This is a genomic window from Flavobacterium sp., from assembly GCF_044377315.1.
Lineage (GTDB): Bacteria > Bacteroidota > Bacteroidia > Flavobacteriales > Flavobacteriaceae > Flavobacterium.
This window is the reverse complement of record NZ_JBILJG010000025.1, coordinates 1-11,714: the sequence shown is the minus strand read 5'-3', so window position 1 is coordinate 11,714 and position 11,714 is coordinate 1. Positions and strand designations below refer to the sequence as shown.

Annotated in this window: 12 protein-coding genes and 2 tRNA genes; 12 read left to right on the top strand and 2 right to left on the bottom strand. The window is 32.5% G+C overall.

Annotation, left to right across the window (positions count from 1 at the left end; genetic code table 11):
- The first annotated feature begins 40 nt into the window (after positions 1-40).
- The 8 genes from ACIQ66_RS08820 to ACIQ66_RS08785 all read left to right on the top strand — a co-directional run bounded on the left by ACIQ66_RS08820 (position 41) and on the right by ACIQ66_RS08785 (position 6,463).
- Positions 41-113: transfer RNA gene (locus tag ACIQ66_RS08820), tRNA-Gly, on the top strand.
- An 80-nt stretch (positions 114-193) separates the two neighbouring features.
- Positions 194-279, top strand: a tRNA-Leu gene (locus ACIQ66_RS08815).
- An 87-nt stretch (positions 280-366) separates the two neighbouring features.
- Entirely contained in the window at positions 367-714 is a 348-nt protein-coding gene (locus tag ACIQ66_RS08810; protein ID WP_298179633.1) for a DUF1508 domain-containing protein, read from the top strand.
- Between the two features lie 59 nt (positions 715-773).
- Entirely contained in the window at positions 774-1,538 is a 765-nt protein-coding gene (locus ACIQ66_RS08805) for a class I SAM-dependent methyltransferase (protein WP_396212435.1), read from the top strand.
- Positions 1,539-1,705: 167 nt separating this feature from the next.
- Positions 1,706-2,965 carry a DUF5103 domain-containing protein gene (locus ACIQ66_RS08800; RefSeq protein WP_396212433.1) on the top strand — a complete coding sequence of 420 codons (1,260 nt, stop codon included), beginning with the start codon at positions 1,706-1,708 and terminating at the stop codon, positions 2,963-2,965.
- A gap of 66 nt (positions 2,966-3,031) precedes the next feature.
- On the top strand, positions 3,032-3,418 hold the full coding sequence (gene apaG / locus ACIQ66_RS08795) for a Co2+/Mg2+ efflux protein ApaG (RefSeq protein WP_396212432.1): 387 nt from the start codon (positions 3,032-3,034) through the stop codon (positions 3,416-3,418).
- A 303-nt stretch (positions 3,419-3,721) separates the two neighbouring features.
- Positions 3,722-5,350 carry an L-glutamate gamma-semialdehyde dehydrogenase gene (pruA, locus tag ACIQ66_RS08790; protein WP_396212431.1) on the top strand — a complete coding sequence of 543 codons (1,629 nt, stop codon included), beginning with the start codon at positions 3,722-3,724 and terminating at the stop codon, positions 5,348-5,350.
- A 93-nt stretch (positions 5,351-5,443) separates the two neighbouring features.
- A complete protein-coding gene (locus ACIQ66_RS08785; RefSeq protein ID WP_396212430.1) occupies positions 5,444-6,463 on the top strand; it encodes a T9SS type A sorting domain-containing protein in 1,020 nt (339 codons plus the stop codon).
- Here ACIQ66_RS08785 and rsmG read toward each other — a convergent pair whose 3' ends face one another.
- A complete protein-coding gene (gene rsmG / locus ACIQ66_RS08780; RefSeq protein ID WP_396212429.1) occupies positions 6,464-7,093 on the bottom strand; it encodes a 16S rRNA (guanine(527)-N(7))-methyltransferase RsmG in 630 nt (209 codons plus the stop codon).
- 110 nt (positions 7,094-7,203) lie between these two features.
- Between rsmG and ACIQ66_RS08775 the strand changes: the two genes are divergently transcribed.
- Both ACIQ66_RS08775 and ACIQ66_RS08770 read left to right on the top strand, forming a co-directional pair.
- Complete coding sequence (locus ACIQ66_RS08775) at positions 7,204-8,301, top strand: fatty acid desaturase family protein (RefSeq protein ID WP_396212428.1); 1,098 nt, start codon at positions 7,204-7,206, stop codon at positions 8,299-8,301.
- Between the two features lie 56 nt (positions 8,302-8,357).
- Positions 8,358-9,548 (top strand): pyridoxal phosphate-dependent aminotransferase, encoded by a 1,191-nt coding sequence (locus ACIQ66_RS08770; RefSeq protein ID WP_396212427.1) that lies wholly within the window; start codon positions 8,358-8,360, stop codon positions 9,546-9,548.
- 53 nt (positions 9,549-9,601) lie between these two features.
- On the opposite strand, the gene ACIQ66_RS08765 is transcribed toward ACIQ66_RS08770, so the two are convergent.
- Positions 9,602-10,159, bottom strand: coding sequence for a sugar O-acetyltransferase (locus tag ACIQ66_RS08765; protein ID WP_396212426.1), 558 nt, complete (start codon positions 10,157-10,159; stop codon positions 9,602-9,604).
- A 111-nt stretch (positions 10,160-10,270) separates the two neighbouring features.
- Here ACIQ66_RS08765 and ACIQ66_RS08760 point away from each other — a divergent pair, with 111 nt between their 5' ends.
- Together ACIQ66_RS08760 and ACIQ66_RS08755 are read left to right on the top strand one after the other, a co-directional pair.
- Positions 10,271-10,984: a pirin family protein gene (locus ACIQ66_RS08760; RefSeq protein WP_396212425.1), complete on the top strand. Its 714-nt coding sequence runs from the start codon at positions 10,271-10,273 to the stop codon at positions 10,982-10,984.
- Positions 10,985-11,012: 28 nt separating this feature from the next.
- The gene (locus ACIQ66_RS08755; protein ID WP_396212424.1) at positions 11,013-11,540 is read left to right on the top strand and encodes an NADPH-dependent FMN reductase; all 528 of its coding nucleotides are present in this window, start codon (positions 11,013-11,015) and stop codon (positions 11,538-11,540) included.
- Positions 11,541-11,714 lie beyond the last annotated feature (174 nt).

The following is an 11,714-nucleotide window of genomic DNA, read 5'->3' as shown; positions in this document are numbered from 1 at the left end:
GCCGCGGCGAACGAAGTCGCTAATTCGAGTGAACATAAATGCGAAAATAGCTCAGTTGGTAGAGCGCGACCTTGCCAAGGTCGAGGTCGCGGGTTCGAGCCCCGTTTTTCGCTCAAAATCATAATGCTCGGATGGTGTTCTCTTTACTTAATTTTTTCTAAAAATTAACTAAAAAAACATTTAAAAGCAAAACGCTCGGATGGTGAAATTGGTAGACACGCTGGACTTAAAATCCAGTGAACAGCAATGTTCGTGCGGGTTCAAGTCCCGCTCTGAGTACAAAAAAGCTTCAAAGAAATTTGAAGCTTTTTTTATTTATTCAAACTTGGAATTTGGAATTTAAATTTTTTGGAATTTTAAAAACTTATGGGCGCATTTGTTATAAGCAAACGTTTTGACGATAGATACAAATATGAATTCACTTCAAGAAAAGGGAAGACTATTTTTAGTAGTATTCCGTATGAATTGAAGTTTGAATGCATTGAAGATATTGAGCACATTAAGCAAAATCTAGCAAATTGTGTGTTTGAAAAATCAAAATCGCCTGGCGGAAAGTTTTTTTTCAAAATGACTTTAAACGAACGTTTTCTTGCTATAAGCCGAAAATACACCACCGAATTACGCCTTCAAAAAGGAATTGACGAAATTGTAAAATACGGCGCCAATTCAGAAATCCTCGATTTTACGAGTTCTGAAAACATTTTTGCCGATTAAATTCTTACTATCAAATTTAGATAGTATTTTTGAGCAGATTTTTTCAATAAAAAAAGTTTATGAAAAAAATATTCAAATTCATCTTAAATACCATTCCAAGACCTTTATTAATTAGGTTGAGTTATGTAGTTAGACCAATTTTAGCTTTTCTTTTAAAAGGGACAAAATTTACTGATCCAATTGACGGAAGAAGTTTCAGAATGTTTTTGCCTTATGGTTACGGAAACCAGCGAAACAATGTTTTGTCGCCAAGCACACTTTCACTTGAAAGACATCGTCTTTTATGGTTGTATTTAAAAAACGAAACCGATTTTTTTACAGCTCCTAAAAAAGTATTGCATTTTGCACCCGAACAAGCTTTCTACCAACTTTTTAGAAACCAAAAAAACTTAGCGTACACAACAACCGATTTATTTTCGCCATTGGCCGATGTGAAAGCTGATATTTGCGACTTGCCTTTTGAGGACAATTCATATGACATTATTCTGTGCAACCACGTTTTAGAACATATTCCAGACGACACTAAGGCTATGCAAGAATTATATCGAGTTTTAAAATCTGGCGGAATGGGAATCTTTCAGATTCCGCAAGATTTGTCTCGCGCAACTACTTTTTCAGATGATTCTATTGTGGATCAAAAAGAAAGAGCTAAAATTTTCGGGCAATATGACCACGTGAGAGTTTATGGTCGAGATTATTTTGACAAATTACGCTCAATAGGTTTCAAAGTAATTGAAGAAGATTACACCACAAAAATTTCACCTGAATTGGTTGAGAAATATTGTTTAGCAAAAGGCGAAATTATTCCTGTTTGTTATAAATAAGAGCTCTTTCGTTTAATCAATTTATACCTAAAGCATTAAGTTTACCTTAAAACTTAATTCGCTTAACTTTCTTAATCGTTTATAACATTTGTACTAATTTCTATCAGATTTAATCCTTTGGTATAATATTAGATAAGAATATTTGTTATATTTACATTCCTAAAGAAATGATTATGCTTAAAAAATGGTTCATACTTAGCGTTTTTCTTATTTCAAATTTTGTAGCTTTTTCTCAAGTTCAAAAAGAAATTGCAGCACCCTATCATATTAAAACAATTACTTTTGTTCAAAACGGACAAAATACAATCCCGATATACCGTCTTGGCGATTCTTTTCAATTACAATTTGATGATTTATATGGCAATGAAGCCAATTATTATTATCAAATCACTCATTGCAACTATGATTGGAAACAGTCCGATTTGGCTCAGGCAGAATACATTGCTGGCTTCGATAATCAACGCATTCAAGATTACCTCAACTCATTTAATACTTTACAACTCTATTCGCATTACCGTCTTTCATTCCCTAACCAGTTTACACGGTTTTTAGCTACTGGAAATTACATGTTATCGATTTTGAATGAAGATAGAGAAGTTGTTTTCTCTAGAAAATTTATTTTATACCAAGACCAAGTTCAAGTCCCATTACAAATAAAAAGAGCACGAGAAGTTAAAGATGTAGAATACAAACACAACTTAGATTTCGCAATAAAATCAAAAGATATGATTTTCCAAAGTCCGCTTACCAATGTAAAAGTTATGCTAATACAAAATGGGCAACTAAATAATGCTATAACCAATATAAAACCAATGTACACTGTTGGCAATGACTTAATTTATAAATACGATAAAGAAACACAATTTTGGGCAGGAAATGAATACTTATTTTTTGAAAACAAAGATGTTAGAGCGGCTGGAAATAACGTAGCTAAAATTGATTCAAATGGAGGAGTTTATAACACTTATTTATTCCCCAATTATGCTAGAGGAAAAAGTCCTTATACTTTTTTTCCAGATGCAAATGGAAATTTTTTTATTAGAAACATAAATGCCGAACAAAACGAAGTTGAAGCCGATTATACATGGGTTTTCTTTTCTCTTTCTGCTCCATCCTATTACGGAAAAGAACCTATATATATTACAGGTCTGTTTAACAATCATGACCTTACAGACGAATATAAAATGGATTATAATCGTGAAAAAGGTATTTATGAAAAGGCACTAATGCTCAAACAAGGATTCTATAATTACAAATACACTATAGCAGATAAATCTGGAAAAATTGATGGTGAAAATGCTATTGATGGTAATTTTTACCAAACAGAAGATAACTATTTCGTGATGGTATATTACCGCGAAAACAACCAACGATACGACAAAGTCATCGGAAAAGGTATCGCAACCTCAACTGACATAACAAATTAGCAATAATTTAACGGTAAAACTATTTTGAGGTTTTATAAATTTTGTAACTTTACAAAAAGTTTGAATATGGTTACCCAAATAACAAGAGGCATAAAAATATCTGTTTTGTCGAATTTTGAAGGTACGTACTTCAAAAATCACAAACTTCATTTTGCCTTTTCTTATGAAATAACCATCGAAAATCATAGCAAAGATTCCGTTCAACTAACTTCTCGCCACTGGGAAATATTTGATTCGCTAAACGAAATCGAAATTGTAGATGGCGAAGGCGTAATTGGCAAAAAACCCGTTTTAAAACCTGGTGAAACACACATATATAGTTCAGGTTGTCTCCTTTCGTCACCGCACGGCTCTATGCAAGGCTATTTCAACATGATTAACTTTACCTCTACAAAATTATTTAAAGTAATTGTGCCAACATTCAAATTAAATGCACCTTTTGCTTTAAATTAGTTTTTTGAAGCAATCTCCAGCTATACATTACAATATTTACAGAACAATTCTTTTTTTGTAAGCCCTAAAAAGAGCTTCTATGGTCGCTTTTTTAGCGCAACAAAAAAATAGAATTCTTTCTATAAATGATTTTCATTACTATCTGGGCTAACCTTATCGGTAAGCTAAATTGACTACAGAAAGTTTTGTAACACTTGTTATCAAAAGTTCAAAAAAACCTTTGTACTTTTGTTACAAATTAAATAATTCGCATTTTATACTAAGTCTATCATCTAAAAGTCTAACAATCTAACAGTCTATATCATGCCAAAAGGTTTCTTTAACGTACCCAAAGCGGTCAACGAGCCAGTAAAATCGTATGCTCCTAATTCTCCAGAAAAAGCAGCCGTTCTTGCAGCTTATAAAAAAATGTGGAATGAAACAATCGATGTGCCAATGTACATTGGTTCTGAGCAAATAAAAACAGGAAATACACGCACCATGTCGGCTCCACACGATCATAAACACATCGTTGGAACCTACCATTTAGCTGAAAAATCTCATGTAGAAAAAGCAATTGCATCTTGTTTAGAAGCTAGAAAAAAATGGGCAAACATGCCATGGGAACATCGCGCAGCTATATTTTTGAAAGCAGCCGAATTAATTGCTGGCCCCTATAGAGCTAGAATTAACGCAGCAACCATGATTGCACAATCTAAAACTATTTTCCAAGCCGAAATTGATGCATCATGCGAATTGATAGACTTCTTACGTTACAACGTGGAGTTCATGACGCAAATTTACCAAGACCAACCAGCATCAAACTCAGATGTTTGGAACAAAGTAGAATACCGTCCTCTTGAAGGATTTGTATATGCTATTACACCTTTCAACTTCACTGCAATTGCTGCTAATCTTCCTGCAAGTGCCGCTTTGATGGGAAATACAGTGGTTTGGAAACCAAGTGATAGTCAAGTTTTTTCTGCAAAAATTATTATTGATGTTTTCAGAGAAGCTGGTGTTCCAGATGGAGTTATCAACGTAGTTTTTGGCGATCCTGTAATGATTTCTGATACTGTTTTGGCAAGTCCAGATTTTGCTGGAGTTCATTATACAGGTTCAACATTCGTTTTCAAAGAAATTTGGAAAAAAATTGGAACTCAAATTCACAGTTACAAAACATATCCAAGAATAGTTGGAGAAACAGGTGGAAAAGATTTTGTTGTGGCACATCCTTCAGCAAATGTAAAACAAATTGTTACCGGAATTACTCGTGGTGCATTTGAATTTCAAGGACAAAAATGTTCGGCGGCTTCAAGAGCTTACATTCCCCAAAGTTTATGGCCAGCTGTAAAAGAACAATTAATAATTGATGTAAACTCAATGAAAATGGGAAGTCCTGAAGATTTTTCAAACTTCATTACAGCAGTAATTCACGAAGGTTCTTTTGACAAATTAGCAAGTTATATTGACCAAGCCAAAAAAGATGCTGATGCCGAAATTATTCTTGGTGGAAACTATGATAAATCAAAAGGATATTTCATTGAACCAACCGTAATTGTTACTACAAATCCAAAATACACTACAATGGAAACGGAGCTTTTTGGCCCAGTAATCACCATTTATGTTTATAAAGATGCCGAGTGGAACGAAACATTAAAACTAGTTGATGAAACTTCAGAATATGCTTTAACTGGAGCGATTTTCAGTCAAGATAGATATGCAACAATTGAAGCTACAAAAGCTTTAGAAAACGCAGCAGGAAATTTCTATATAAATGACAAACCAACTGGAGCTGTAGTAGGAATGCAACCGTTTGGTGGAGCAAGAGCTTCTGGAACCAATGACAAAGCAGGTTCAATGCAAAACTTATTACGTTGGGTTTCTCCAAGAACAATAAAAGAAACATTTGTTACACCTGAAGATTATAGATATCCATTTTTAGGAGAATAATTTCAAAGTGTAAGCTATTTTAAAAAGTTCATTCAGTGATGTTTGAGCTTTTTTTATATATTTACATTTCAAAACCAATAACAACTTTAAGTTATGAAGATAAAACTACTTTTAATCTTAGTTCTAATTTCGATAAAAACTATTGCGCAAACTTCTATCAATACTCTTGAAATTGAAAACGGAAGTGTTTATACCATTTTAAACTCTAAAAATCCATTAGATGAAACTACAAGTGGAGCTAATGTCAATTGGAGTTTTGATAATCTTACTGTTGTTGGTGACAATATAATTAGTAACATCACACCATCTGCAAGCGAATTAATAACATTTCCTAATTCAACCAATATAGTAGAATCATTAGCAACTATAAATGCTGTACAAACTACTTCAAAACTCTATACCAAAACGGTTGGAACTACATTCTCAATTACTGGACTGAATAATACAGAATTGGATTTGAATTTTGCTACTAATAACGCAACTATAGGAACTTTACCAATGGCTTATGGTTATTCCAACACCGATACATTAGCTGGAACATACGTTTTTGGAACTTATTCAGGAACGCTTTCTGGAACCGTAACCAGCTCAGTAGATGCTTACGGAACTTTAGCTTTGAATAATTTAGCATTTATTCCAGCCAATGTAACTCGATTAAAATCAGTTCAAAACATTAGCTTAAACTACCAAATTTTTCCTAATGTTGGAACAGTTGTTCAAACAACCTATAATTATTATGCTGATCAATCCATTTCGATTGATTCACCCTTTTTTAGAAGTACAATTACGACTATCAATGTTCCGCTTTTGAGTATTAATCAAACACTTGTTCAATATGAGGTTTTAAGTGCATTGTTACTAGGAACAACTTCTAACGATTATAAAAACTTTGTTTCTCTTTATCCGAATCCCGCACAAAATATTTTGAAAATTAGAAATGAATCGGATTCAACTATCAATTCAGTGTCAATTACTGATAACAATGGTCGTGTTGTTTTAAATACAACTTCTTTTGAAAATGGAATAGATGTTAGTGCTTTACAAAACGGAATTTATTTTGTAAAAATCGCTACAGATAAAGGAACAAGTAATCAAAAAATGATTAAAAACTAATTACTTAAGTGGTTTCAAAGCCAAATGCACTACTTTTTTGGTTTCAAAAAATTCATCCTTAAAGAAGTCGGACAAGTTAAATTGTTCGGCTTTTTTATACTCTTTTAATTCTTCAGTTAAATCACCGCCTTTCAAGTAAAGAATTCCATTTTGAAGTTCGTGTTTAGAGTTTTTTCTAATTTTACCATTTACCCAAGAAACAAAATCGGGCATATTAGTTACGGCACGACTTACTATAAAATCAAACTCTTGGTTTACCAATTCGGCACGTTTTTGTTCTGCTTTTACGTTTATCAATCCTAAAGCAATCGCAACTTCATTGACAACTCTTATTTTTTTGGCAATAACATCTATCAAATAAAAATCTACTTCGGGAAATAAAATCGCAAGTGGAATTCCAGGAAAACCGCCACCAGTACCAACATCCATAATTTTGGAACCTGGTTTAAACTCTAAAATTTTAGCAATTCCTAACGAATGCAACACATGACGCGTATATAATTCATCAATATCTTTTCTCGAAATTACATTTATTTTTGAATTCCAATCTTCATACAAAAATTGTAATCTTTCAAATTGTTGTCTCTGATTATCAGTCAGATTTGGAAATTGCTTTAGAATTTCTTCCATTTTTTTACTTTTTGACAAAAATACTACTTTTAGTTAATAATTATGATTTGTTTTCAATGCTAAAAAAATTATAATAATTACATTTGCAATCATTAAAGAAAATTAATTTTATGGATACTAATACACCTGTCTTTTCTAAAAACGACAATATGAAGTTTTTTAGAACATTAAATAAAAGAGTTAACGATTATTTTAAAGAAAATAATATTCAAAAAACAGGCAACTGGAAACTACATCTAAAAACAGTAATCTTATTTTCACTTTTTTTAACTCCTTATTTTTTAATTATAACATTAACAAATATACCTTTATGGCTTTTCTTGTTATTGTCAGTAATTATAGGAGTTGGAATGGCTGGAATAGGAATGAATGTTATGCATGATGGGAACCATGGTGCCTATTCTGATAAAAAATGGGTTAACAAATTCATGGGTGGAAGCATCTACATTTTGGCTGGAAATGTTTACAATTGGCAAGTACAGCACAATGTTTTGCATCATACTTATACAAATATTCCAGGTCATGATGAAGATTTAGATGCTGGTCGCGTTATCAGATTTACAAAAGAAGCAAAATGGGAACGTTTTCATGCTTTTCAACATTATTACTCTGTTTTTTTATACGGATTGTTGACTTTTAATTGGTGCTTAACAACCGATTTTAAGCAAATGAAGGGTTACTTAAAACGAAAATTATCATACGGCGAACCTAAAAGCCCGAAGGTTTTGTGGACGACACTAATTATTACTAAAATAATTTACTTTTCAGTTTGGATAGTTTTACCAATGGTTTTTGGTGTAACTTGGTGGAAAGTATTAATAGGTTTTTTTGTGATGCATTATGTTGCTGGTCTAATATTGAGCATCGTATTTCAATTGGCACATATTGTAGATGAAACAACAAATCCAATACCTAATGAAGTAGGCGAAGTAGAAAATACTTGGGCGGTTCACCAATTATTTACAACCGTTAATTTTGCACCTAAAAACTGGCTAATAAACTGGTACACTGGCGGATTAAATCACCAAGTTGAACATCATTTGTTTCCAAACATCAGTCATATTCACTACAGTAAAATTGCAGAAATTGTGAAACAAACGGCTCATGAATGTAATTTACCTTATCATGAATATAGAACCATGAGAAGTGCAGTTATTGCTCATTTTAAACATTTGAGAGATTTAGGAAGACAACCGCAATTATCGTAAAATTAACGATTGAAGAAATTTGATTTTTGATTTTAGAATTTATAACCAACATAACAATGAGCACCCAATTATCAGACAGAATTAACCAACTATCTACATCACAAACTCTTGCCATGGCAGCATTAGCAAGAGAATTAAAAGCGCAAGGAAAAGACATTATCAGTTTAAGTTTGGGTGAACCCGATTTTAATACACCCGATTTTATCAAAGAAGCTGCTAAAAAAGCTATTGATGAAAACTACTCAACTTATTCACCTGTTGATGGTTATATGGAATTGAAAGAAGCTATTTGTAGAAAATTCAAACGTGATAATAATTTAGAGTACAAACCTGCCAACATTGTTGTTTCAACTGGTGCAAAACAATCTTTATACAATATTGCGCAATGTATGATAAATCCTGGTGATGAAGTAATCCTTCCTGCACCTTACTGGGTTTCTTATTACGAAATTATCAAAATTGCTGGTGGAATTCCGGTTGAAGTTCCTACTTCGGTTGAAAGTGATTTCAAAATTACACCTGAACAATTAGAAAAAGCTATTACTCCAAAAACTAAAATGATTTGGTACAGTTCGCCTTGTAATCCGAGTGGTTCTGTTTATAATCGTGAGGAGTTGACGGCTTTATCAAAAGTGATATTGAATCAATCGAATGAAATTTATGTAGTTTCTGATGAAATTTACGAACACATCAATTTCTCTGGAACTTTTTGTAGTATCGCTACTATTGACGGAATGTTTGACAGAACAATTACAGTAAATGGTGTTGCTAAAGCATTTGCGATGACAGGTTGGAGAATTGGATATATTGGCGCTTCTGAAATCATTGCAAAAGCTTGTACTAAAATGCAAGGTCAAGTTACTTCTGGAGCTAATTCTATCGCTCAAAGAGCTACAATTACTGCTGTTGATGCTGACCCAAGTGTATTGAACGAAATGGTTTCTGCTTTCAAAAACCGTAGAGATTTAGTAGTTGGATTAGTTAAAGATATTCCTGGTTTTAAACTAAATGTTCCTGAAGGTGCATTTTACGTTTTTCCTGATGTATCTTATTATTTCGGTAAAACTTTACGTGGAAAATTAATCAATAACGCTGATGATTTTTCTATGTATTTATTATCAGAAGCTAATGTTGCAACTGTAACAGGTGATGCTTTTGGAAATCCAAATTGTATTCGCTTTTCTTATGCAACTAGCGAAGAATTATTAGCTGAAGCTATGAAACGTATTAAAGAAGCGGTTTCTTAAAAAAAATTAAATTAAATAAAAATAGACCTCAAAATTCAAACTTTGAGTTTTTTTTATTCAATCAACTTTCTAATCACTTTTGCAGGATTTCCAACGGCAAGTGAATTGTCTGGAATGTCTTTAGTAACAACCGAACCTGCGCCAATTGTACAACCGTTTCCAATTTTTACACCTGGACAAATTATTGCGTTACCTCCTATCCAACAATCATTTCCTATTGTTATGGGTTTCGCAAATTGATGTTTTTGTCTTTCTACAGCATTTGTTGGGTGCGTTGCGGTATAAATCTGAACCCCTGGTCCAAAAAAAACATTATTTCCAATGACAACCTTTGCTGCATCAAGTACCACACAATTCAAATTGAAATAAACACCTTCTCCTAAATATAGGTTATATCCATAATCGCAGTAAAATGGTGGCTCAACATAAATTCTTTTATGAGCATTAGGCAATAATTCTCGAAGAATTGCACGAGCATTTCCATTCATTACATATTCGGTTACATTGAGTCGGTGCAATAATTGTTTTGCCTTATTTCGTTCCAAAACCAAAGCTTTATCATTGGAAAAATAATTTTCGCCTAAAAGCATTTTCTCTTTTTCTGATTTCATCCTTCAAAGATAAAAAAACACCGCACAATTTTATTTTTTTATAAATCTTAACCTTAAATAAATTGCAGTTAAGTAGCCATTACCGTAACTTTGTTCTTTAAAACTTAAAAAATGAAAGTAATACTTCACAAAGCAAATTCTAGAGGCCATGCAGATCATGGTTGGTTAAATGCTTACCATAGTTTTAGTTTTGCCAGTTGGTACAATTCAGAAAGAATTCAGTTTGGAATGTTACGCGTTTTAAACGACGACACTGTTGCAGCCGGAATGGGTTTTGGAACGCATCCACACGATAATATGGAGATTATCACGATTCCTTTAGAAGGTGATTTAGCACACAAAGATAGTATGGGAAATGAATCGACTATTAAAACCGGTGATGTGCAAGTGATGAGTGCAGGAACCGGAATTCAACACAGCGAATTCAATCCGAATGCTGACCAACAAACTAAATTGTTTCAAATTTGGTTGTTTCCGAAATACAGAAATGTAGAACCGCGTTACCAGCAAATCACTTTAGACGTTGCCAAACAAAAAAATAATTTTGCTCAAATTTTATCGCCAAATACTAATGATGAAGGCGTTTGGATTTATCAAGATGCATGGTTTTATTTAAGTGATTTTGATAAAGATTTCTCCAAAAAATTGACTCTTAAAAAAGAAGGAAGCGGATTTTACATAATGAATATCGCAGGGGAAATTGAAGTTAACGGAAAAAAACTAGAAAAAAGAGATGCTATTGGAATTGAGAAAACTAATGAAATTGAAATCAAAGCAAATACAAATGCCAAGTTTTTAGTAATGGAAATTCCGATGGAACAATAATTTAGCGTTCAGTTAAAAAAAAATAATTATGAAAAAAATCATCGCTTTTGGAGCATCGTCAAGTAAGACTTCAATTAACAAACAACTGGCAACTTTTGCAGCTAATCAATTTCAAAATGCATCAGTTGAAGTTTTAGATTTGAATGATTTCGAAATGCCAATTTATTCAGTAGATAAAGAAAAAGATAACGGAATTCCACAATTAGCTCAAGATTTTTTTTATAAATTGGGAAGTGCAGACTTAATTGTAATTTCTTTTGCTGAACACAATGGTGCTTATTCGACAGCTTTCAAAAATATTTTTGATTGGACTTCGAGAATAAACGGCAAAACGTTTCAAGAAAAACCAGTATTATTACTTTCAACTTCACCAGGACCAAGAGGCGGAAGTTCGGTTTTAGAAATAGCAAAAAATCGTTTCCCTTTACAAGGAGCGGTTGTAAAAGGAAGTTTTTCTTTACCCAGTTTTAATGATAATTTCGATACCGAAAAAGGAATCACAAATGAAGATATAAAAAATCAACTACTCGACATTATTAGTTCAATAGAATTCTGATAAAATTGTTATTTTTGCATTGGTTTTTTTTAGAAACTCTTAAACTTTTAAACTCTTAAACTCTTAAACTCTTAAACTCTTAAACTCTTAAACTCTTAAACTCTTAAACTCTTAAACTCTTAAACTCTTAAACTCTTAAACTCTTAAACTCTTAAACTCTTAAACTCTTAAACT

What these genes read in the sequence shown, in the direction of transcription:
- apaG (WP_396212432.1), top strand. Translation starts at nt 3,032, where the DNA reads ATGGTTACCCAAATAACAAGAGGCATAAAAATATCTGTTTTGTCGAAT.
- ACIQ66_RS08760 (WP_396212425.1), top strand. Translation starts at nt 10,271, where the DNA reads ATGAAAGTAATACTTCACAAAGCAAATTCTAGAGGCCATGCAGATCAT.
- rsmG (WP_396212429.1), bottom strand. Translation starts at nt 7,093, where the DNA reads ATGGAAGAAATTCTAAAGCAATTTCCAAATCTGACTGATAATCAGAGA.
- ACIQ66_RS08785 (WP_396212430.1), top strand. Translation starts at nt 5,444, where the DNA reads ATGAAGATAAAACTACTTTTAATCTTAGTTCTAATTTCGATAAAAACT.
- ACIQ66_RS08775 (WP_396212428.1), top strand. Translation starts at nt 7,204, where the DNA reads ATGGATACTAATACACCTGTCTTTTCTAAAAACGACAATATGAAGTTT.
- ACIQ66_RS08810 (WP_298179633.1), top strand. Translation starts at nt 367, where the DNA reads ATGGGCGCATTTGTTATAAGCAAACGTTTTGACGATAGATACAAATAT.
- ACIQ66_RS08765 (WP_396212426.1), bottom strand. Translation starts at nt 10,159, where the DNA reads ATGAAATCAGAAAAAGAGAAAATGCTTTTAGGCGAAAATTATTTTTCC.
- ACIQ66_RS08805 (WP_396212435.1), top strand. Translation starts at nt 774, where the DNA reads ATGAAAAAAATATTCAAATTCATCTTAAATACCATTCCAAGACCTTTA.
- pruA (WP_396212431.1), top strand. Translation starts at nt 3,722, where the DNA reads ATGCCAAAAGGTTTCTTTAACGTACCCAAAGCGGTCAACGAGCCAGTA.
- ACIQ66_RS08800 (WP_396212433.1), top strand. Translation starts at nt 1,706, where the DNA reads ATGATTATGCTTAAAAAATGGTTCATACTTAGCGTTTTTCTTATTTCA.
- ACIQ66_RS08770 (WP_396212427.1), top strand. Translation starts at nt 8,358, where the DNA reads ATGAGCACCCAATTATCAGACAGAATTAACCAACTATCTACATCACAA.
- ACIQ66_RS08755 (WP_396212424.1), top strand. Translation starts at nt 11,013, where the DNA reads ATGAAAAAAATCATCGCTTTTGGAGCATCGTCAAGTAAGACTTCAATT.